We start from the raw sequence: 21,731 nt of genomic DNA on the forward strand, positions 1-21,731 counted from the left end.
TCAGATCGTCTCCAGCACGCCGCGCTCGGTGATATAGCCCGTGACCAGCCGCGCGGGCGTCACGTCGAACGCCGGGTTGAGCGCGGGCGAATCCGTCACCCGGATTGTGGCGATTCGACCATTTTCGTCCGGCCCGGCCAGCCGGGTCACCTCCTCGGCCGCGCGCGTTTCGATCGGGATGTCGGCACCGCTTGCGGTCGCCGGGTCGAAGGTCGTGTAGGGCAACGCGACATAAAACGGCACGCCGTTATCATGCGCCGCCAACGCCTTCAGATAGGTGCCGATCTTGTTGCAGACATCGCCATTGGCAGTGACGCGATCGGTGCCGACAATCACCGCGTCGACCTGCCCCTGCATCATCAGCAGGCCGCCCGCGTTATCGGCGATCACCGTATGCGGCACGCCGTGATTGCGCAGTTCGAACGCCGTGAGCAGCGCACCCTGATTGCGCGGGCGGGTTTCGTCCACCCACACATGCACGGGGATGCCGGCATCGTGCGCGAGGTAGATCGGCGCGGTGGCGGTGCCATAGTCGACCGTGGCCAGCCAACCGGCGTTGCAATGGGTGAGAATGTTCAGGGGCCGATCCGGGTTCTTCGCGTGCAGTGCCCGCAGCAGCAAAAGCCCATGTTCGCCGATCGCATGGCAGAGCGCGGCGTCCTCGTCACAGATCGCATCCGCACGGGCGAACGCCGCCGCGGCGCGCGCTCCCTCCGGAAGATCCCGGACCGCTGCCCTCACCTGATCGAGCGCCCAGCGGAGGTTGATGGCAGTCGGCCGCGTCTCGACCAGCGTCGCATAAGCGGCATCGAGTCCCGCGTCGCTGGCGTCCACGGCCAGTCCCATGGCGAACCCATAGGCTGCGGTCGCTCCAATCATCGGCGCGCCGCGGGTCCACATTTCGCGGATCGCCAGAGCGGCCGCGTCGAGATCGCGCAATTCCACCCAGCGGACCTCCCAGGGCAGCTGCCGCTGGTCGAGGATCCGGATGCCCTGCCCGTCCGCCGTGCGCGCGATCGACCGGGTTTGCTTGCCTTCGAGGATCACAGGCGAATCTCCGCAAGCGAGTGAATGTCGGCGGGACCGCCGTTCCGATCGATCAACAATGCGCCCAACCCGGCTGCACGTGCCGCCTCGACCTCCGCAACCATATCGGAGACGAATAGAATTTCCTCGGCTCTACAGCCTATTGCAGCAGAGATTTTCGTATAGCTTTCAGCTTCGCGCTTGGGACCGGTTGTGGTGTCGAAATAGCCGGACAGCATCGGCGTCAGGTCACCTGCGATCGAATGACCGAAGATCAGCTTCTGCGCAGCGATCGAACCCGAGGAGTAGATGTAGATCGCCACGCCGGCGGTGTACCAGCGGCGCATCGCATCGGGCGTGTCGGGATAGACATGGCCCTGGAGGGTGCCGTCGGCATAGCCCTGCTCCCAGATCACGCCCTGCAGCGTCTTGAGCGGCGTCGCCTTGCGGTCCTCGGCGATCCAAGCAAGCAGCGTCGCAATCTTGTCGTCGCCCGGCACCTCGGCCAGGATCGCCGCCGTTTCTTCGGAGTGATTAGCGACATATTCCGCCAAGTGCTTGGCAGCATAGGGAAACAACACGTCCGCCACAAAGGCGATACTACTGGTAGTCCCCTCGATATCAAGAAGGACGGCCTTGTGCTGGGTCATGGCTTGAATCTCACTGCGCCGCGGTCAAGCGGCGATGGGCTCGTGGCGCGGGAAGCGATCGGCGATGGCGTCCCCGGTGAACTGGGCAATCCAGCCATCGGGATTGGTGAACAGACGGATTGCCGTGAAGAACGGCGCAGGCCCCATGTCGAACCAGTGCGGAGTACCCGCCGGCACCGAAATAAGATCACCTTCCGTGCAGAGAACGGCATAGACGCGATCGTTCAGATGCAGTGTGAACAAGCCCTCGCCTTCAACGAAGAAGCGGACCTCGTCCTCGGCGTGGCGATGCTCGGACAAGAACTTGCCGCGCAACATATGCCTGTCGGGGTGGTCGGGCTGCATCCGTATCACGTCGACCGAACGATAGCCCTTCTCCGCTTTAAGCCGATCGACTTCCGCCGCGAAGGCGGCGAGCACCTCTTCCTGCCCTGCATCGGCCGGAATCCGTCGGGAGGGCCAGCGTTCAAACCGCACGCCGCGCATCGCCAGTTCCTCGGTGATGGTGACGGGATCCATCGTATCGAGCAGCGGCGTCGTGCCGGTTTCGGAGAAGATGCGAAGTCGGCTCATCGTGCCCATGCCTGCCTAAAGCTGGCCTCAGCGAGTTCGGCGGCGATCATCCATTCGGTCGCCTCCAGCACGCGTTCGGCCTCGTCCACGTCCTTGCCCCAGGCGTAGAGCCCGTGGCTGCGAATGAGATACGCCGGAATGGCCCCGGGCGCCAGCAGCGCGGGCCGGATCGCAGCCTCGATGACGGCCATATCCTGGCTATTGTCGACGATGGGCAGCTGCACCTCGGCCTCGTGGGTCACATGACCGGGATAGGCCTTGAGCATCTCATGCCCAGCCAGCGTCCAGGTCGCAGCGTCCGTCGCGCGGCTCAGGCCCACCGCCTGCGGCGAGTGACCATGCAGCACGGCACCCGCCTCCGGAAAAAGACGGTAGATCGCGAGATGGAGATCCGTTTCCGCGGAGGGCTTACCTGCCGTGAGCGGACGCCCGTGTAGATCGACGCGCATGACGCCATCGCTGGTAAGGCGCCCCTTGTGCCTGCCGGACACCGTGAGCGCGACGCTGCCGTCATCTAGCCGCGCCGAATAGTTGCCCGACGTAGCGGGTGCCCAGCCGCGCGCATCGAGCCGTCGTCCGGCATCGATCAACGCTGCGACAGCCTGGTCATAGGACATGGTCATGCGGCGCCTCTAGCGCTTCGCAAGCGCCGCGCGACACAGAAATTTTCGGTTGCCGAACAAGCCAGAGAAGGCGCCGCGGCGCAGCGTGATTCGCGGCGTCGTTAAGATCGCTAGTCCCGAAACGGCATGACGTCTCGGTGAACCGGGCAACAGGTGCGCCGAAACGCCCCAGTTCCGGCCATATGCAAGACCATCCTTAACGATGTTTCTGCTATACGGTTTCCACAGCATGACAGAAATTTGCGGGCGCAGAATAACGATTATGGATTCGAACGCTTCGGTACAATCGCGTCGGGCTTTGCTCAAATCGGCGTTGGTAATGGCGAGCGGCGCGGCGGTTTCGGCCTGCGCTTCGCGCACGATCGGGACCACCCTCGCAGCCGCACCGCCGCCTCCGCGCATCCAGCCGGCGCCGGTCGCCTCGCTGAACCCGGCGCCCAAGGTGGCAGCCCAGGCGCGGATCGTGCCGGCAGGCATCCGTCCCGAGCTGTTCAAGCGCGCCACTGCGGCGCTGGACCGGCACTCGATGCATGTCGACACGCACGACCGGATCGCCATCGCGGACTTCTCGTTGCCGTCCTCGCAGCCGCGCTTCTTTCTGGTGAACATGGGCACCGGCGAAGTCGAGCCGCTCTTGGTAGCGCACGGCATCGGCTCGGACCCGGGGCACACCGGCGTTCTGCAGCGCTTCTCGAACCAGATCAACTCGGAGGCAACCTGCGAGGGCGCGTTCCTTACTGCTGACTATTATGTCGGCAAGCATGGCGACTCCCAGCGGCTGATTGGTCTCGACCCGACCAACAACAATGCGCTGGCCCGTGCGATCGTCGTTCACTCGGCCTGGTATGCAAACCCGGACATGGTTTCGAAGCACGGCAAACTCGGGCGCAGCCAGGGGTGCTTCGCGGTCGGCGAACGCCAGTTGGCGAAGGTGTTCGATCGCCTCGGCCCGGGGCGCTTGATCTACGCCACCAAGGTGTAAACCACCTAGGAGCCTTTCCCACAGGAGGACCTGGTCCTCTATCGCTGGATACATCCCGCCCGCCGCGGGGTTGGCAGGCCATGGTCCCCGGCATAGGACACATCCATGGCCGATCCGCATCCGTTTTTCGCGCTCCACCGTCACGGCATGATCCGGGCGGGCGCCTGCACCCCGGTCGGCACCGTCGCCGACCCTGCCGCCAATGCGCAGGCGACGATTGCGCTGGCACGACAGGGCGATGCGTCCGGTGCCGACATCCTTGTTTTCCCTGAGCTCAATGTCACCAGCTACGCTATCGACGATCTGCATCTGCAGGACACGGTTCTCGCCGCCACCGAAGCCGGCATCGCTGCGATCGCGGAGGCCAGCCGCGCGCTCAAACCTGTCCTGCTGATCGGCGCCGCCCTGCAACGCAACGGCCGTCTCTATAATTGCGCCATAGCCATCGCGCGGGGCCGGATACTCGGGGTGGTGCCGAAGACCTATCTGCCCAACTACCGCGAATATTACGAGAAGCGCTGGTTCGCCTCGGGCTCGGGCCTGCGGGATCTCAACATCACGATCGCCGGCCAGAACGTCCCCTTCGGGCCCGATCTCCTGTTCGCGGCCGAAGACATGGCCGACTTCGTCTTCCACATCGAGATCTGCGAAGATTATTGGGCTCCCCAGCCGCCCTCCACCGAGGGCGCGATGGCAGGTGCGCTGGTGCTCTGCAACCTGTCCGCCTCGAACATCGTGATCGGCAAGGGCCGCGAGCGCGAGCTGCTCTGCGCTTCACAGAGCTCGCGGACGATTTCGGCCTATCTGTATTCCGCCTCGGGTCCCGGCGAGAGCACGACCGATCTTGCCTGGGACGGCCAGGGCCTGATCTATGAGTTCGGCGAGAAGCTGGCGAGCTCGCAGCGCTTCGAGCTGACCGATGCGATCACCTATGCCGATCTCGATTTGGAACGACTGCGGCTGGAGCGGATGCGGGACGGCACCTTTAACGACAATGCGCGAAACGCCGGCCTGCCGGAAACGCGGTTCCGCCGCATCGCCTTTTCGCATCAGCCGGATTTTGCCGATCGCGGCCTGATCCGCCCGCTGCGCCGCTTCCCCTTCGTACCCAACACGCCGGCCGCACTGGAAGAGGATTGCTACGAGGCCTTCAACATCCAGGTAGAGGGGCTGCGCCAACGCCTCGCCTCCACCAAGAGCAAGTCGCTGGTGATCGGCATCTCGGGCGGGCTTGATTCCACCCATGCGCTCATCGTTGCGGCGAAGGCGATGGACCGGCTGGGGCGTCCGCGTACGGATATCCTAGGCTACACCATGCCAGGCTTCGCAACCAGCGAGGGCACCAAGTCAAACGCCTGGGCATTGATGCGGACCATCGGAATCACCGCGGCGGAAATCGACATCCGGCCCGCCGCGCGCCAGATGCTCGCCGATCTCGGCCATCCCTTTGCGCGGGGCGAACCGGTCTATGACGTCACCTTCGAGAACGTCCAGGCCGGCCTGCGCACCGACTATCTCTTCCGCCTGGCCAACCAAAACAGCGGCTTCGTGCTCGGCACCGGCGACCTTTCCGAGCTGGCGCTGGGCTGGTCGACCTATGGTGTCGGCGACCAGATGAGCCATTATGGCGTCAATGCCGGCGTACCCAAGACGCTGATCCAGTACCTCATCCGCTGGAGCGTCGAGAGCGGCCAGTTCGACGGCGAGGCGGCGACGGTGCTGCTCTCGATCCTGGACACCGAGATCTCGCCCGAGCTCGTACCCGCCGACGCCGATGGCAAGATGCAAAGCACGCAGGACCGGATCGGGCCTTATGAACTGCACGACTTTTTCCTACACCACGTCGCGCGCTTTGGCCTGAAGCCGTCGAAAGTCGCGTTTCTCGCCTGGCACGCGTGGCGCGATGCGCAGGCCGGTCAGTGGCCGATCGGCTTCCCGGCGGAGGGTCGCAACCAGTATGATCTGCCGACGATCGGCAAATGGCTGGAAACCTTCCTGTTCCGCTTCTTCCAGATCAGCCAGTTCAAACGCTCGGCACTGCCCAACGGGCCGAAGGTATCAGGCGCGGCTGCCCTTAGCCCCCGCGGCGACTGGCGTGCCCCGTCGGATAGCGTGGCGACGGCATGGATCGAGGAACTGCGCGCCGCCCTGCCCTGACCGTCGTCAGCGACGTGCGATGTCGCGGATCTTGCGCAGCAGCTCGTGCGACTCGAATGGTTTGCGCAGGATATTGACGTTGGGCGAAGCGATGGCGTCGAGCTTGTTCGAATCCGCGAAGCCGGTGATGAGGATCACCGGGAGATCGGGGTTGGTGGCCGCTACCTGGTCGGCGACCTCGCTCCCGCTCAGCTCGGGCATCGCGAAATCGACGACCAGCGCATCGAAGCGCCGCGTCTGCACCAGTGCGACGCCGGCCGCGCCATCCGCAGCCTCCTCCACATTCGCACCGGCAGCGCGCAGCATTTCAGCCAGCGACGCACGGACATGCGCGTCGTCGTCGACAAGCGCGATGGTCTTGCCCGCCAGGCTGATCCGTTCGTCGCGGGCGGCATCGTCCTGCACGTCGCGGCGCGGCTCCAACGTGGCGATGGGCAGCACCAGCGTGATCGCCGTGCCCTTGCCGACGCCGCTTTCGATGAGCAGCGTCCCGCCCGACTGGCGCATGACCCCGAACGCCATCGACAGGCCCATGCCGGTGCCCTTGCCCACGCCCTTTGTGGAGAAGAAGGGTTCGACGGCGCGTGCGGCCACCTCGGGGGGCATGCCCATGCCGGTGTCTTCCACTCGCAATGCGACATAATCGCCCGGCGGCAGATCGGGCGCCACCTTACCGCTACGCAGCTCGGCGGAAACCGTGAGCATGCCGCCCTCCGGCATCGCGTCGCGGGCGTTGAAGGCGAGGTTCAGCACCGCCAGTTCCAGTTGCAGCGCATCGGTCTGGACGTTCCACACCGGATCGATCCGTTCGATCCGCACGCGGCTCAGCGGTGCCACCGCGCGCTCGATCAGGCCTGCCATGCCCCCGATCAGCTCCGCCAGCCGCACCGACTTCACGTCCAGCCGCTGCTTGCTGGAGAAGGCGAGCAGCTGTCCGGTCAACTGGCGGCCCCGCTCCACCGCATCGAGCGCGCTCGACGTCCAGCGGATCACGCGGTCGGCATCGTCTGGCTTGCGTGCGATCAGTTCGAGATTGCCCGCAATCGCCTGGAGGAGATTGTTGAAGTCATGCGCTATGCCGCCGGTGAGCTGCCCCACCGCTTCCAGCTTCTGCGCCTGAAGCAGCGCGGCCTCGACCGTCTCGCGCTGGGCCACTTCATGCTTCAGTTCGGCGAGTGCCGCGTCCCGCTGCTCGACCATCGCGGCGAGCTGGCCGTTCGCTTCCTTCAGCTTCTCAGCGGAGGGCATTCGTACGAGTGTGGGGAGAAGCGGCCAAAGCAAGATCGCCGTGGTGACGGACACGATCGCCGTCACGAGCTTGACCACGGCCTCGAGCCCGTAGAGCGGGTAGAACAGCGTCACGATGGCCATCACATGCGTGCCGCCGCAAGCCAGGATGAACAGGGCGAAGCACCAGAATACCCAGCCGAACGCCAGGTCCTTGCGGCTACGCACCAGCGCCACGAGCGCGATGGGGATCGAGAAGTACGACAACGCTATCAGCGCATCGGCGATGATATGCGTCCACAACAACTGGGGCTGCCAAAACAGGCAATAGCCATGCGGCGAATAATTGCCGCTCCAGAAGGCTGCGAACACGCTTTCCATCCATCCCCCTGCCGCCGGCCGTCGCCGACAGAAAATTGCGCAACACCTAGCGCATGCGAATGAGAAGCGGAACTAAGGAAAAAACCCGGTGAGCCCCGAAAGATCGTCGCAGGAGTTGATGTTGGGAATGGGAAATTCCCAATCGATTGCCCGCGCCCCGACATGCGCCGCCCAGGCGCGCATCGAGGCCCGGCTCCCGCCGGCCAGATAGGAGTCGCACAATGGACCCAGCCGGCTTTCCCAGATCCCCAGCACCGGCAACTGTGCGACGAAGCCCGATCCCTCGCCGGCAACAAGCGACTCCAGCAACGGTCCGGGCAGCAGCGGTGTATCGCAAGGCGCTATCAGCACGCGCGCGAAGCCACGCTCCGCCGCCGCATGAAGCGCCCCATTTAGGCCGCCCAACGGCCCGAGCCCCGGCTCCGGCAGGTCCGGCGCGCCGCCCTCATCCGGTCGGCCGCAAAGGATCACATCGTCGCAATAGGGCGCCAGAGCGGCGGCAACATGGTCGACCAGCGGGCGCCCGCGAAACTCCGCATGCGCCTTGTCTGATCCGAAGCGTTGCGCCTTGCCGCCGGCCAGGATCGCCCCCAGCAGCTTCATGGCACCAGCCGCAGCATCGCATCAGGGCGGACCAGCGCGGCCAGTCGCAGGCCAGCCTCCCGCGCCCGCTCTGCTGCCAGCGCGGTAGGTGCCGAGATCGCCGCCAGGAGGGGACAGCCCGCGAGCACGGCCTTCTCGACCAGCTCGAACGAGCAGCGCGCGCTGATCAATGCGAAGCCGCCATCCCAGCCGAGCTCCTGCCGCGCCATCGCGCCGATGAGCTTGTCGAAGGCATTGTGTCGCCCGACATCCTCGCGAACAAGACGGATCTCGCCCCCCGCCGAACAAAGCGCAGCGGCATGGGCGCCGCCGGTGGCGCGGTTGAGCGGCTGGTGGTCGCGCAGCGCCTCGGCGGCGCGAAAGATCGCGGCCGACGTGGCGGTGCTGGCGGCTTCGATCTTCGGGAGCGGTCGCAGTGCCGCTTCGAGATTGTCGATCCCGCACAGCCCGCAGCTGGAATCGGTGGTCCGATGGCGCACGCGCTCAATGACCGTGGTCGGATCGGCAAGCGTTACGCGCAGCACCACGCCGCGCTCGGTCGCGTGGCTTTCGACGTCCACCGCCTCGCCCAATCGCTCGGCCGCGACGAACCCGGTGGCAAAATCTTCCAGGTCGGTGGGCGTCGCCATCATGACGGCATACCCCAGGCCGTTGATTTCGATCGCGACCGGCACTTCGGGGATCAAGCTGCGTTGGAGGCGGGTCTCCGACCCGTCGGGCGTCATGCGATCGAACCACATTTCCATGGGTTCCAAATAGGCAGGCGCCCGCGCCAGCGGTAGGGGCAAAATGTGTTCGAAGGAGCGTGGCAATGGCCCGGGCAAAAGACGGAACGATTCACTATTCTGGCGCCGAGGGCGGCTGGGGTTCGATGCGCGGCATGGCGCTGGTGGCTGGCGCCGAACGGCCCAGCCCGGACGTGCTGAAGACGCTCGCGCGACAGAACAAGCCTGGCGGGATGATGTGCACCTCATGCGCCTGGACCAAGCCGGCCAAGCCGCACATGTTCGAATTCTGCGAGAACGGCGCCAAGGCGACCCTTTGGGACCTGACCTCCCGCCGCGCCACGCCTGCGTTTTTCGCCCAGCATACGCTCACCGAGCTGCGCGGCTGGAGTGACTTCGACCTTGAACAGGCCGGACGCCTCACCAATCCGATGCGCTACGACCGCGCGACCGACAAATATCTCCCGTGCACCTGGGAAGAGGCCTATCGCGGGATCGGCAAGAAGCTGCGCGGCTATGATCCCAAGACCACGATCTTCTACGCCTCGGGCAAGGCCAGCCTGGAGACGAGCTATGCCTGGGCGCTGTTCGCGCGAATGTATGGGCACAACAACCTGCCCGACAGCTCGAACATGTGCCACGAGACCACCTCGGTGGCGCTCAAGTCGACGATCGGCGCGCCGGTGGGTACCTGCCTGCTCGAGGATTTCGAGCATTGCGACGCGATCTTCTTCTTCGGCCAGAACACCGGCACCAACAGCCCGCGATTCATTCATACGCTGACCGCAGCCCGCAAACGCGGCGCCAAGATCGTCACGTTCAACCCGATCCGGGAAAAGGGGCTTCTCGAATTCCGCGATCCGCAGAGCATCCAGATGGTCACCGGCGGCAAGACCCGGATCTCGCACCAATATTATCAGCTCAAGCCCGGCAGCGACATCTCCGCCATGCTCGGCATCGCCAAGCATGTGCTCGCGGAGGAGGATCGCCGCGGCGGCGTGCTCGATCGTGCCTTTATCGCCGAGCACACCCATGGTTTCGAAGCCTTCGCGGAGAAGGTTCGCAGCACCAGCTGGGAAACGATCGAGGCCGAGACCGGCCTGCCCCGCGCCGACCTGATCGCCGCGGCAGATGTCTATATCGAGGCGGAAAGCGCGATCGGCATCTGGGGCATGGGGCTGACCCAGCATGTCGGCGGCTATGACAATGTCGCGGGCGTGGTGAACCTGATGTTGTTGCGCGGGAATATCGGTCGACTGGGCGCGGGCGTATCGCCGGTGCGTGGCCATTCCAACGTGCAGGGCCAGCGCACCGTCGGCATTTCGGAAAAGCCCGAGCTGGTGCCGCTCGACCAGCTCTCCGAGCAGTACGGCTTCCAGCCGCCGCGCGACGAAGGCTACACCACCATCACCGGCTGCGAGGCGATCGCGGCGGGCAAGATCAATGCCTTTCTCGGGCTGGGCGGTAATTTCCTCCGCGCGATCCCCGATCACCGGGTAATGGAAAAGGCGTGGACCGGCATGGGCCTTACCGTCCAGATCGCCACCAAGCTCAATCGGGGACATCTATTCTGCGGCGAGACTGCCTATCTGCTCCCCACCCTCGTCCGCTCGGAACGCGACATCCGCGACGGCACCCCGCAAGTGGTGACGATGGAGGACAGCCTCAGCTGCATCCACGGCTCCATCGGCGAGGCCAAGCCTGCTTCTCCGCATCTCGAGCCCGAACTCGCAATCGTCGCGGGTATCGCGGCCGCCACGCTCGATCCCAATCCGAACGTTCCGTGGGATGCCTGGTCGAACGACTATGCGCTGGTCCGTGACGCGATCGAGAAAACCTATCCGGACAAGTTCAAGGATTTCAACCAGCGGCTCTTCACCCCCGGCGGCTTCTTCAAGGGCAACAGCGCCCGCGACCGCAACTGGCAGACCAAGAGCGGCAAGGCCGACTTCACCGTGCCGACCCAATTAAATGCCACCGGTTTCGCCGATGCGGACGGCGTGTACCGGCTGATGACGCTGCGCTCGAACGACCAGTTCAACACCACCGTCTACGGCTATTCGGATCGCTTGCGCGGCATCGAGGGCAAGCGCGACGTGCTGCTGATCAGTCCCGCGGAAATGGAGCGGGCCGGCTTGACGGAAGGCCAGCGGGTAACGCTGGTGGGCGACGATTCCGATGGCATCGATCGCAAGGTCGAGGGGCTGGAAGTGCTGCCGTTCAACCTGCCCGCGGGCTGCGTCGCCGGCTATTATCCGGAGCTTAATCCGCTGATCGCGCTCAGCCATCATGAAAGCGAGTCAAAGACTCCCGCCGCCAAATCGGTACCCGTGCGAATTCGCGCCTGACGCCTGCGTTGCGCAAAGACGGCTGCCGGCTCTTGTCGGCGGCCGTTCTTATGCTAGGCAGCGGACAACGTTGACAAACGATCCGGGAGGAGAGGACGATATGAAACGACGTACCCTGGCGCTGGCCGCACCGCTGCTGGCCCTTGCCGCAACCACCGCCATCACCGCACCCGCCCAGGCGCAACAGGCATCGCGCCCCTCGACCAACGCCAAGCTTTCCCCCGATGCGCGCGCCAAGGCCATCCTCGCGCAGATGACCGAGGACGAGAAGCTGACGCTGGTCTTCGGCCTTTTCGGCACCGACTTTGCGCCCAAGAACTTCAAGACGCCCGCAGAAGCGCGGCCGGGTTCAGCGGGCTACATCCCCGCCATCCCGCGTCTCGGTATTCCGGCCCAGTGGCAGACCGATGCCGGCGTCGGCGTGGCGACCCAGGGCAGCGCCGTGAACAAGCGCGGTCGCACCTCGCTTCCTTCCGGGATCGCCACTGCCGCTACCTGGGATCCGGGCCTCGCCTATAAGGGCGGGGCGATGATCGGTGCGGAGGCACGCGCCTCCGGCTTCAACGTCATGCTCGCTGGCGGCGTGAACCTGCTCCGCGAGCCGCGCAATGGCCGAAACTTTGAATATGGCGGCGAGGATCCGCTCCTCGCCGGAACGATGGTCGGTGCGCAGATCGCCGGCATCCAGTCGAACCACATCATCTCCACCGTGAAGCATTATGCGATCAACGATCAGGAGACCGATCGCAACAAGATGAACGCGGTGCTGGATCGCACCGCCGCGCGGATGAGCGACTTGCTCGCCTTCAACATCGCGATCGAGAAATCGGATCCGGGTTCGGTGATGTGCAGCTACAACAAGGTCGACGGGCTCTGGGCCTGCGAACAGCCCTGGCTGCTCACCGACGTTCTGCGCCGCGACTGGGGCTGGAAGGGCTTCGTGATGTCGGATTGGGGCGCGACCCACTCCACCGTCGCCGCCGCCAATGCAGGTCTCGAGCAGCAGTCCGGGTGGCCGTTCGATGAGCAGCCCTATTTCCGCGAACCGCTCAAGGCAGCCGTCGCCAAGGGCGACGTGACCAAGGCGCGCCTCGACGAGATGGCGCATCGCATCCTCCGCTCGATGTTCGCGCACGGGCTGTTCGATCATCCGATCACCGCGGCACCGCTCGATCTCGCGCCGGCGATGCTGAAGGCACATGCCGACGTGACCCGCGCCGATGCGGAGGCCGCCATCGTCCTCCTCCAGAACAAGGGCGACGTGCTGCCGCTGCTAGGCAGCGCCAAGCGCATCGTCGTGATCGGTGGGCATGCCGACAAGGGCGTGCTGGCCGGTGGCGGTTCTTCGCTGGTCTACCCGGTCGGCGGCAATGCGATGCCCGCGCTCGAGCCGAAGATCTGGCCGGGCCCGGTCATGTACCATCCGTCTTCGCCGCTGGAGGCGCTGCGCCGGCAGCTGCCGGGCGCGCAGATCAGCTATGTCGACGGCACCGACGCAGCAGCGGCCGCAGCGGCGGCCAAGCAGGCCGATGTTGCGCTGGTCTTCGCTACCCAGTGGACCGGGGAGTCGTTCGACGTCTCGCTTGCCCTTCCCGACAATCAGGATGCCCTGATCGAGGCGGTCGCGGGCGCCAACGCCAAGACGGTGGTGGTGCTGGAAAGCGGCGGCCCCGTGCTCACGCCGTGGGCGGACAAGACCGCGGCGATCCTGGCAGCCTGGTACCCCGGCACCGCGGGCGGCGAGGCGATCGCCAACGTGCTGACCGGCAAGGTGAACCCCTCGGGCCACCTGCCCGCCAGCTTCCCGCGCAGCGTCTCGCAGCTGCCCAAGCCTAGCGCCCCCAACGACGGCGAGACGCGCTACACCGAAGGCGCGGCGGTGGGCTATAAATGGTACGACGCAAAGGGCGACAAGCCGCAATTCGCGTTCGGTCATGGCCTGTCCTACACGCGCTTCGCCTATTCGGGCCTGAAGGCCGCGGCACCGAAGGGCCAGGTGACCGTCAGCTTTACACTCCGCAACACCGGCACCCGTGCGGGCGCGGACGTGGCGCAGGTCTATGTCTCGGGCGCAGGCTGGGAAGCGCCGAAGCGGCTGGGCGCGTTCCAGAAAATCGCGCTGGCGCCGGGCGCATCCAAGACGGTCTCCGTCACCGTCGATCCGCGTCTGCTGGCCATGTTCGACGGTGCTTCGAACCAGTGGAAGATCGCTGGAGGCAGCTACAAGGTGCTGCTCGGCCAATCCTCGGAAGACATTGTCGCAACTACCACCGTCAACGTGCCCGCACGCACGTTACCGGTAAGCTGGCACCCCTGATCGGCATCTCCCGCGCGTCCTGCGAAGGACGTGCGGGGGCGCCCTTCAGGCAACGGGGATGCGCCGTCCTTCTTGTGCGCTGCGCTTGGCGAGCTCGATCAGTTTGAGCCCGCCAAGCGCATCTTCTGCAGCCACCGGCGACGGCGTTCCGTCCCGGATCGCCGCTGCAACGCCCGCATAAAACCGCCGGTAATCGCCGCGTTCGGACGTGATAATCTCGCTCAAGCCGTCCGGCATCGTCAGCTTGCCGTACTGCGCCGGATCTTCGAGCCCATGGTTCGGATCGCGTACCGATCCACCGGCACGCATCGCAGCTTCCTGCGGATCCAGCCCGTATTTGACGAAGCTGCCGCGGCGCCCGTGCAGCGCGAAGCGAGGACGCGCCGCCGCGATCATTCGCGAGCTCGCCAGCACGACCCGCCGCACGCCGTAGAACAGCGTCAGGTTGAAATAGTCGTCGACCAGGCTGTTACCCCGCTGGCTCGCGACATCGCCCTGCACGGCCTCTGGCATCCCGAATAGCACCAATGCCTGGTCGATCATGTGCGGACCTAGGTCGAGCAGTTGCCCCGCCCCCTCGGCTTCCTTCCAAGCCTGAGACAATTCCGGCCGGAAGCGATCCCAATACGCTTCGAACAGCAGGATTTCGCCGAGGCGGTCGCTCTCGACCAACGACTGGACGGCGAGAAAATCGCTGTCCCAGCGCCGATTGTGGAACGGCACCAGCATGCGCCCCTGCGCTTTGGCGAGCGCGATCAGCACCTCTGCCTGCGCGACGCTGGGCGTGAGCGGCTTGTCGATGACGACATGCTTGCTCGCGTTGAGCGCCGCCTCCGCCAGCGGGAAGTGCGTCGGGTTGGGCGTGGAAATCACCACCAGGTCGACATCGGGATCGGCGATCACCGCGTCCGGCGACACCGCGCGTACACCAGGATAGGCAGCCTGTACCGCATCGGCGCGGGAAGTGCCCACCGCCGCCAACACAAGGCCGTCCACCGCTTCGATCAGCGGTGCGTGGAAGGCGGTACCGCCAAGGCCGAAGCCGATCAGGCCGGTGCGGATCATGTAATTCTCCCGTTGCCGTGGGGCAGCGGCCTAGCGGGAACCGTTCGGCATTCCAAGCAAGGTGCGGCGGACGGCCGTCCGCGCTAGTCGCGACTGTCCACCGCGCCGATATGCTCCGCCACGGCCTCCGCCAACCGCCGCATCTGCGCACGCTGCCGGAACGATGCGGGGCCATGCGGGCGCTGGTCCAGCCCGCAAAGCGCCCCGACGGGAAACGCGCCGTTCCGAACCACGACGCCGGTGTAATAGCGGGCGCGCGGCCCTCCAGTGACGAGGGGATTCGCCGAGAAACGGGGATCGAGCCGCAAGTCCGGCACGCTCATCATCCCGTCCGCGGCTGCGATCGTGTGCGCGCAAAAGGCGATTGCGCGCGGCAGCACCACGGGCTCCACGCCGAGGGCGCCGACCATCCGCTGGATCTCGCCATCGGTTACGGTGAGCATGGCGATCGGTGTGCACAGCACCCGACGCACCTCCTCCAGCAATTCGCGCAGGACCGGATCGTCCGGGGCGATCGGCGGCAGTGCCTCCACCGCGCGCTGGCGCTCGGCTTCGCCCTCGGGACGAAAGGCGGCCGAGAAGAAATGCAGGCTCATGCCGCCCGCCGCATCTGAACCGGCGTGTCGAATGCGATCCGGATCGCATTCTTGCCGTTACGCTTCACTTCAAGCATCGCTTCATCCGCCAGTGCAATCAATCGTTCGGTGTCATCCCCCGCCGCAGCGTCAATCACCACCGCCCCCATGCTGCAGGTGACGGCGTAGCCGGTCGCCCGCAGCGCGTCGCTGAGGCGGGCATGGAGGCTCTCCGCCACCTGCTCTGGTGCAGCCTCCCGCTCGATCGCCAGACAGGCGCAGAATTCGTCCCCGCCCAACCGCGCGAACAGGTCGTCGGCACGCATCCGCGCGCGTGCCTCGTCGGCAAAGCAGCGGAGCACATCGTCGCCAGCGGCATGGCCATAGCGGTCATTCACTGCCTTGAACCCGTCCAGGTCCATGTAGAGCAGCAACAGCGTGGCCCCACGTCGCCGTCCAATTCGCGCGACGCGTTCGATCTGGCTGCGAAAGGCGCCTCCGTTCAGCGAACGGGTCAGATAGTCGGTCGAGGCGCGCCAGCGCTCGCTATCGATCGAATGGCGCAGGGTAGCGACCATCAGCACGATCATGATCGCCGCCGCGGCGCGCGTCGCGGTGTTCCAGATCGCCACGGTGGTCGAAAGCCCGCTTTGGTCTACCGCGGGAATATAGCCGAAACCGTTCATGGCCGAGCTGATCGCCACGCTGAACAGCACCACGCCGATGCCAGCGCGCTCACGGAGAGTCCAGGCCGCGAAACAGTCGACGAACAGATAGCCGATCGTCAGCGACATCATCGGCCCGGTGAGCCAGTCCAGCAGCGTCACCAGCAACAGCCCCGCGCCGACACCGAGCCAAGCTTGGCGCGGATGTAGCTGCGTCGTCCATCGGAAACTGCGCATCATAGCCTTGATCAAGGCCGATTGCGGCGGCGGTGCATTCACGCGATCCACTCCCCCAAGGCTTGGATACTCTTTGGAGCCCAGTAGCTTAACGCGCCCAAAACATATGAATTGCCAAGCTGCTGCTCCGTAAAACTACCAAATGCGATCAGTTGACGGCGGCGACCAGCTGTAGCGCCGCGTCGATCGCAGCGACAGCGCCCGCGCCGCGCGGCGCATCGTTAGCGAAAATTGCGAATGTCAGCATAGCGCCGCTGGCCGTCCGCACATAGCCCGCCAGGGCGTGCACGCCCGCCAGCGTTCCCGTCTTTGCGAGCACGTGTCCCGCCAGGGGTGTGTTACGGAACCGACGGGCGAGCGTGCCATCGACGCCGCCAATCGGCAGGGTGTCCCGCCAGGCCGCGCCCCATGGCTGGCCTGACGCCCAGCGGAGAAACTGAACCATCGCGCGCGGCGTGACCCGGTCATAGGTCGACATGCCCGAACCATCGGCGAACTCCCTGCTCCAGGCGGCGACCCCTGCTCGATCCAGCATCTCCGCCACGCGCTTCACGCCCTCCTCCGCCGAGCCGTCACCGATGCGTCGCAGCAACAACTCCGCTTCCAGATTATCGCTGGTCTTGTTGGTATGTCGCAGGGTCTCGATCAAAGGCGGCGGGGTGGCGCGGCAGATCAGCGTGCCGTGCGGCACCGGGGGCGGCGCCGCACCCGTCACGCGGTGGCGGGACCGATAGCGTCCAGCTACTCGGACGCCCCGAGCTTCCAGCAACTGCTTCAGGCGCCATGCCGCGAACAGCGCAGGGTCATCCACGCCAATTTCTGTGTGCACCGTCCCGCCTTCGGCACGCAGACTGCCGGTAAGGTGCAGCACCGAGTCGAACGGCATCCTGTCGACCGTGACAATATCCGTCGCCCCCGACCGGACCTCGACATGATGATCCACGGTGAAGAAGGGCGGCGCTTCGACACGGACCAACTTGTCACCGCCGGCGGACGAGACATGGATTGTCGCAAGATTGCCGTCCAAGCTGAGCGCGGATACGGCCGCACCCGATCGCGTGCCCATATTGTTCCAGCTCATACCCGAAATCCAGCGAGCTTCCACGAACGCCGAGTCGTCGCCGATCACGTCCCGCACGCGCTTCGTCCGCGCTGCGACGGCGTCGGCGAGCGTCGCAAGGCAATCGACGATGCAGTCGTCGGCGCTCGAAAGCCGACCGTCGCCATGACCTTCAAGGATGACATCGTCGCCATCGAGGCGGACGGCCGTTCCCGCAGTCAAATCCGGTCCGTCGGTCGACAGCGCCGAAAGCGCTGCGGCCGTGGTCAGCAATTTGGCGGTGGATGCCGGCTGGAAACGCTGATCTGGCGCGATGGAGACGATCTCCCGGCCGTCCGCATCGAGCACCAGCATGCCGAAGCGGACGCCGGGGCCCGCAGCGGCCAGTCGGGCCTCCACCTGCGCTCGCAGAGTCGATTGTGCGGCGGCGGGAACGGTAAAGGCCAACAGCGGGAGAAGCGCAGCACAGCGCAGAAGCGAGAGGCGTTGCATCGCAGCATCCTATGCCCGCCCGAAGCCGCACGAAAGCCATTCTCTTCGTGCGCAAAGAAGGTTTCGTCCATGCGCCCGTCGCCTATATCGGTGCGCATGCATCCCGCGCTATTCCAGATCGATCCCCGCGACCCCGTCGCCACCGCCCTTCGTGACGTCGTTGCCGGTGAAACCGCATCCGGCATTACCGTTTGTCAGGACATTCCCAAGGGCCACAAGGTAGCCTTGCGGCCGATCGCGGCAGGCGAACCGGTCCACAAGTTCGGTTTCCCCATCGGACGGGCGACCCGGGCGATCGAAGCGGGCGAACATGTACACACCCATAATGTCCAGACCGCCCTGCAGACGAGCGGCACCTATGCCTATAACCCGGCATTCGAGGCCGGCCCCGCCGCGGAGGGGCCGGGCTTCCTTGGCTACCAGCGTGCCGATGGTCGGGTTGGCACCCGCAACGAAATCTGGATCCTGCCCACGGTAGGCTGTGTGGGCCGCACCGCCGAAAAGATCGCGGAACGTGCCGCTGCCAAGTTTGCCGGACGGGTCGATGGGATCCATGCCTTTGCCCATCCCTTCGGCTGCTCCCAACTGGGCGACGACTTGGAAGGCACGCGCGCCATCCTGACCGCGCTTGCGAGCCACCCCAATGCGGGAGGCGTGCTCCTCGTAGGTTTAGGATGCGAATCCAACCAGATGAGCACGATGCTGCACGGGATTTCTCAACCAAATCTGCGCACCATTGGGGCCCAGGCCGCGGGGGATGAGGTCGAGGAAGGAATTGGCCTAGTTGAAGAGCTTATCGTTCAAGCTGAACAGTGTGTGAGAACAGCGCAGACAATCGACAAGCTTGTTGTCGGGGTGAAGTGCGGAGGTTCAGACGGATTCTCCGGATTGACCGCCAACCCGTTGGTCGGCCGCATGAGCGATGCAATAACCGCAAGCGGCGGCACGGCCATCCTCACGGAAATCCCTGAGATATTCGGGGCGGAGCAGTTGCTGATGGCGCGCGCCGAAAACAGCGATGTCTTCGAACGCATCGTTACGCTGGTGAACGGCTTCAAGGCCTATTTCACCCGACATGGCGAGCCGGTGTCCGAGAACCCCTCGCCCGGCAACATCGCGGGCGGCATTACCACACTGGAGGAAAAATCGCTCGGCGCGGTGCAGAAGGCGGGCCATGCGACTGTTACCGACGTCCTCGAATATGGCGGCCATGTATCCCGTCGCGGCCTCGCCTTGCTGGAAGCACCCGGCAATGACGCGGTGTCGAGCACTGCGCTCGCCGCCGCGGGTGCCACGGTCATTCTGTTCACCACAGGGCGCGGCACGCCCCTCGGCTTCCCGGTCCCTACGGTGAAGATTGCATCGAACAGCGATCTTGCCTCTCGTAAGTCCGGCTGGATCGATTTTGACGCGGGTAAGGTGCTGTCAAACGGCCTCGCCGCCACGGCAGATGCACTGCTTGCCCGGATTGTCGCAATTGCATCGGGCGAGTCGACCGCCGCCGAGCGCAACGGCGAACGCGAAATCGCCATCTGGAAACGTGGCGTCACGCTTTGATGCGCGCTTTGTTCCACGCAGATGCGGTAAATGATTGCCGCACTGCGGTGGTCCGCATTTCCCCTGGATTGATGCTGCAAGCTGAAAGGGTTAGCCGTTGAACCGGGCAGAGATCGGGTGGATGGAATGGCTGAATTCTTCGTATTTGTCTACGCAATGGCCTCCGGCTTCGTGCTGCTGACGATGCAGCGCAACCGGCGTGAGCAGCGCACCGACGCACCGATCGTGACGCTGGTGGGCTGGGGACTGTTCTCGCTCTCCTCCACCCTCGCCCTGCTGCTGGGTGCCGTCGCCCTGGCGCTGGCGCTTGGCATGAACATGCCGCTGCCCGCCGGGTTCGAGAGCTTCGCGCTCTAACCGCGGTGCCGCTCTACGCCTTCGGGGGCAAGGTGCCGCGTGTCGCGCCCGATGCCTGGATCGCGCCCAGCGCCGAGCTGATCGCCGATGTGCATGTCGGCAGCGCCGCCAGCATCTGGTTCGGCGCCGTCGTGCGCGCGGACAATACGCCGATCCTGATCGGGGCGCGTAGCAACATCCAGGAGGGCGCCCTGCTCCATTCGGACCCGGGTGCCCCGTTGACGATTGGCGAGGAGGTGACGGTCGGCCACCATGCCGTGCTGCACGGCTGCACCATCGGTGACGGCAGCCTGATCGGCATGGGCGCCATCATCCTCAATCGCGCGATAATCGGCCCCGAATGCTTGATAGGCGCTGGTGCGCTGGTCACCGAAGGCAAGCAATTCCCGGCGGGCCATCTGATTGTCGGCAGCCCGGCGCGCGCCGTTCGCCCGCTCGAGGACTCGCAGCGGGCCATGCTGCGGGCCAGCGCCGCACTGTACGCCTCCAAACAGCGTGAATATGCCGCCGGGCTTGTCCGAATCGACTGATTCGCGCGCTTTCGTCCAGCGGCCGCTCGCCAGTGCCCCACCGCGCGAACCGTTGCCGTAGCGTCGCCGGGCACTGCCTAGACAGGCCGATCGGCTGCGGTATCACTTTGTCATGGCGTTACCGGCTCTCTTCGATCGTCTGCGGCTTCCCGTCATCGGCTCGCCGCTTTTCATCATCTCCTGCCCCGAGTTGGTGATCGCCCAGTGCAAGGCAGGGATCGTCGGATCCTTTCCGGCGCTGAACGCGCGGCCCCAGAGCCAGCTCGACGAATGGCTGCACCAAATCACTGAGGCGCTCGCCGCCTGGGACCGCGATCATCCCGAAACGCCGGCAGCACCCTTTGCGGTCAATCAGATCGTTCATCGCTCCAACCCACGCCTGGAAGAAGATGTTTCGACATGCGCCAAGTGGAAGGTGCCGATCGTCATCACCTCCCTGGGCGCGCGGCCGGAACTCAACGAGGCGGTGCATGCCTGGGGCGGCATCACGCTCCACGACGTGATCGACGATCGCTTTGCCCATAAGGCAGTCGAAAAGGGCGCGGATGGGCTGATCCTGGTCGCTACCGGCGCTGGTGGCCATGCGGGGCGGCTGAGCCCTTTCGCGCTTGTCCAGGAAGTCCGGGCCTGGTTCGACGGCCCCATTGCCTTGTCAGGCGCGATCGCTACCGGCGGCGCCATACTGGCTGCCCAGGCGATGGGCGCGGACCTCACCTATATCGGCTCGCCCTTCATCGCCACCGAAGAGGCCAACGCGGTCCAAGCCTATAAGCAGGCGATCGTCGACGGCCATGCCGAAGACATCGTCTATTCCAATCTCTTCACCGGCGTGCACGGCAATTATCTGCGCGCCTCGATTGTCAATGCGGGCCTCGATCCGGACCATCTCCCGGAGAGCGATCCCAGCGCGATGAATTTCGGCGGCGCCAAGGCCTGGAAAGACATTTGGGGTTCGGGCCAAGGCATCGGCGCGGTCCATGCCATCGAGCCAGCCAGCGCGCGCATCGAGCGCCTGCGCGAGGAATATGCCGCGGCACGCGCCCGGCTGGCGCTCTAAGCCCTCAGAAGGCCCCGCTGAGCCGATCCAGCATGCGCCGGGCGGGACTTGGCACCGCCACGCCCGGCACATCGAAAGCGGAATCCAGTCGGGCAACGCGGCGATAGAGATCAATGCTCGACCGGACGATCGCGACTGCCTGATGGGGCATGCTCTCCAGCAGGACCGGGTCGGTTTCCGGCGCGGGACCCAGGCGACGGCCCGCCGTGCGCGCATCGGCCAGTTGCAGTTCCCCTGCATCGACAGCGCGCTGGGTGAGCAACCAGGCAATCACGTGCATCAGCCGCGTCGTGACCTTCAGCGACTCGCACGAAAAGGCGACACGGGTCAGCGCCTCCAGCGCGTCACGCTCGTCGCGGCCCAGCTGGTCGAAATAACCGCGCGCCTCATCAGCGAGCACCATCGCCTCGACATATAGCGAGTCGACCAGACGACGATGGAGGGTAATGGCGTCCTGCCCGTTCATTCCGGCCTAGCTGCCACAGGTACGGGTCACGCGGAAAGCCCCAAACGCGCGACAGCGC

At 65.4% G+C, this 21,731-nt stretch carries 21 protein-coding genes; 8 read left to right on the forward strand and 13 right to left on the reverse strand.

What is annotated here, in order from left to right; translation table 11 throughout:
- The 5 genes from mtnA to A7X12_RS26400 are packed head-to-tail and all read right to left on the reverse strand — an operon-like array spanning position 1 to position 3,349.
- Positions 1-1,047, reverse strand: coding sequence for an S-methyl-5-thioribose-1-phosphate isomerase (gene mtnA, locus A7X12_RS18845; RefSeq protein ID WP_064312968.1), 1,047 nt, complete (start codon positions 1,045-1,047; stop codon positions 1-3).
- Positions 1,044-1,676 (reverse strand): acireductone synthase, encoded by a 633-nt coding sequence (mtnC, locus tag A7X12_RS18850; RefSeq protein ID WP_064312969.1) that lies wholly within the window; start codon positions 1,674-1,676, stop codon positions 1,044-1,046. The genes mtnA and mtnC overlap by 4 nt, the downstream gene beginning before the upstream one ends.
- Before the next feature lie 24 nt (positions 1,677-1,700).
- Positions 1,701-2,258 (reverse strand): cupin domain-containing protein, encoded by a 558-nt coding sequence (locus tag A7X12_RS18855; RefSeq protein WP_084445708.1) that lies wholly within the window; start codon positions 2,256-2,258, stop codon positions 1,701-1,703.
- Positions 2,246-2,872 (reverse strand): methylthioribulose 1-phosphate dehydratase, encoded by a 627-nt coding sequence (locus A7X12_RS18860; protein ID WP_064312970.1) that lies wholly within the window; start codon positions 2,870-2,872, stop codon positions 2,246-2,248. The genes A7X12_RS18855 and A7X12_RS18860 overlap by 13 nt, the downstream gene beginning before the upstream one ends.
- Before the next feature lie 9 nt (positions 2,873-2,881).
- Positions 2,882-3,349, reverse strand: coding sequence for a hypothetical protein (locus A7X12_RS26400; RefSeq protein WP_232318590.1), 468 nt, complete (start codon positions 3,347-3,349; stop codon positions 2,882-2,884).
- Between A7X12_RS26400 and A7X12_RS18865 the strand changes: the two genes are divergently transcribed.
- Together A7X12_RS18865 and A7X12_RS18870 are read left to right on the forward strand one after the other, a co-directional pair.
- Positions 3,234-3,854, forward strand: a complete 621-nt coding sequence (locus tag A7X12_RS18865) for a murein L,D-transpeptidase catalytic domain family protein (RefSeq protein ID WP_232318588.1) — start codon at positions 3,234-3,236, stop codon at positions 3,852-3,854. The two genes, A7X12_RS26400 and A7X12_RS18865, sit on opposite strands and share 116 nt — an antisense overlap.
- Positions 3,855-3,959: 105 nt before the next feature.
- Positions 3,960-6,011 carry an NAD(+) synthase gene (locus A7X12_RS18870; protein ID WP_064312972.1) on the forward strand — a complete coding sequence of 684 codons (2,052 nt, stop codon included), beginning with the start codon at positions 3,960-3,962 and terminating at the stop codon, positions 6,009-6,011.
- Positions 6,012-6,017: 6 nt separating this feature from the next.
- Here A7X12_RS18870 and A7X12_RS18875 read toward each other — a convergent pair whose 3' ends face one another.
- The 3 genes from A7X12_RS18875 to fdhD all read right to left on the reverse strand — a co-directional run bounded on the left by A7X12_RS18875 (position 6,018) and on the right by fdhD (position 8,968).
- Positions 6,018-7,619, reverse strand: coding sequence for a response regulator (locus A7X12_RS18875; RefSeq protein WP_064312973.1), 1,602 nt, complete (start codon positions 7,617-7,619; stop codon positions 6,018-6,020).
- Positions 7,620-7,691: 72 nt separating this feature from the next.
- Complete coding sequence (gene mobA, locus A7X12_RS18880; RefSeq protein ID WP_064312974.1) at positions 7,692-8,222, reverse strand: molybdenum cofactor guanylyltransferase; 531 nt, start codon at positions 8,220-8,222, stop codon at positions 7,692-7,694.
- Positions 8,219-8,968, reverse strand: a complete 750-nt coding sequence (gene fdhD / locus A7X12_RS18885; RefSeq protein ID WP_064313071.1) for a formate dehydrogenase accessory sulfurtransferase FdhD — start codon at positions 8,966-8,968, stop codon at positions 8,219-8,221. The genes mobA and fdhD overlap by 4 nt, the downstream gene beginning before the upstream one ends.
- Before the next feature lie 65 nt (positions 8,969-9,033).
- Between fdhD and A7X12_RS18890 the strand changes: the two genes are divergently transcribed.
- Positions 9,034-11,295: an FdhF/YdeP family oxidoreductase gene (locus A7X12_RS18890; RefSeq protein WP_064312975.1), complete on the forward strand. Its 2,262-nt coding sequence runs from the start codon at positions 9,034-9,036 to the stop codon at positions 11,293-11,295.
- A 100-nt stretch (positions 11,296-11,395) separates the two neighbouring features.
- Positions 11,396-13,612 (forward strand): beta-glucosidase family protein, encoded by a 2,217-nt coding sequence (locus A7X12_RS18895; RefSeq protein WP_064312976.1) that lies wholly within the window; start codon positions 11,396-11,398, stop codon positions 13,610-13,612.
- Between the two features lie 45 nt (positions 13,613-13,657).
- Here A7X12_RS18895 and A7X12_RS18900 read toward each other — a convergent pair whose 3' ends face one another.
- The 4 genes from A7X12_RS18900 to dacB form a co-directional block, all read right to left on the reverse strand.
- Complete coding sequence (locus A7X12_RS18900; RefSeq protein ID WP_064312977.1) at positions 13,658-14,677, reverse strand: oxidoreductase; 1,020 nt, start codon at positions 14,675-14,677, stop codon at positions 13,658-13,660.
- Between the two features lie 83 nt (positions 14,678-14,760).
- Entirely contained in the window at positions 14,761-15,273 is a 513-nt protein-coding gene (locus A7X12_RS18905) for a GAF domain-containing protein (protein ID WP_064312978.1), read from the reverse strand.
- Complete coding sequence (locus A7X12_RS18910; protein ID WP_232318577.1) at positions 15,270-16,157, reverse strand: GGDEF domain-containing protein; 888 nt, start codon at positions 16,155-16,157, stop codon at positions 15,270-15,272. Before A7X12_RS18910 ends, A7X12_RS18905 begins: the two co-directional genes overlap by 4 nt.
- Before the next feature lie 145 nt (positions 16,158-16,302).
- Positions 16,303-17,706: a D-alanyl-D-alanine carboxypeptidase/D-alanyl-D-alanine endopeptidase gene (gene dacB, locus A7X12_RS18915; RefSeq protein WP_064312979.1), complete on the reverse strand. Its 1,404-nt coding sequence runs from the start codon at positions 17,704-17,706 to the stop codon at positions 16,303-16,305.
- Between the two features lie 69 nt (positions 17,707-17,775).
- Between dacB and A7X12_RS18920 the strand changes: the two genes are divergently transcribed.
- From A7X12_RS18920 to A7X12_RS18935, 4 genes are all read left to right on the forward strand, one after another.
- Positions 17,776-19,263 (forward strand): UxaA family hydrolase, encoded by a 1,488-nt coding sequence (locus A7X12_RS18920; protein ID WP_443029311.1) that lies wholly within the window; start codon positions 17,776-17,778, stop codon positions 19,261-19,263.
- A gap of 126 nt (positions 19,264-19,389) precedes the next feature.
- On the forward strand, positions 19,390-19,620 hold the full coding sequence (locus A7X12_RS18925) for a hypothetical protein (RefSeq protein ID WP_064312981.1): 231 nt from the start codon (positions 19,390-19,392) through the stop codon (positions 19,618-19,620).
- Positions 19,621-19,625: 5 nt separating this feature from the next.
- Positions 19,626-20,150: a gamma carbonic anhydrase family protein gene (locus A7X12_RS18930; protein WP_064312982.1), complete on the forward strand. Its 525-nt coding sequence runs from the start codon at positions 19,626-19,628 to the stop codon at positions 20,148-20,150.
- A gap of 112 nt (positions 20,151-20,262) precedes the next feature.
- A complete protein-coding gene (locus A7X12_RS18935; protein WP_064312983.1) occupies positions 20,263-21,207 on the forward strand; it encodes an NAD(P)H-dependent flavin oxidoreductase in 945 nt (314 codons plus the stop codon).
- A gap of 4 nt (positions 21,208-21,211) precedes the next feature.
- On the opposite strand, the gene A7X12_RS18940 is transcribed toward A7X12_RS18935, so the two are convergent.
- A complete protein-coding gene (locus tag A7X12_RS18940; protein WP_064312984.1) occupies positions 21,212-21,673 on the reverse strand; it encodes a DUF1465 family protein in 462 nt (153 codons plus the stop codon).
- Positions 21,674-21,731 lie beyond the last annotated feature (58 nt).

Source organism: Sphingomonas sp. TDK1, from assembly GCF_001650735.1.
GTDB lineage: Bacteria > Pseudomonadota > Alphaproteobacteria > Sphingomonadales > Sphingomonadaceae > Sphingomonas.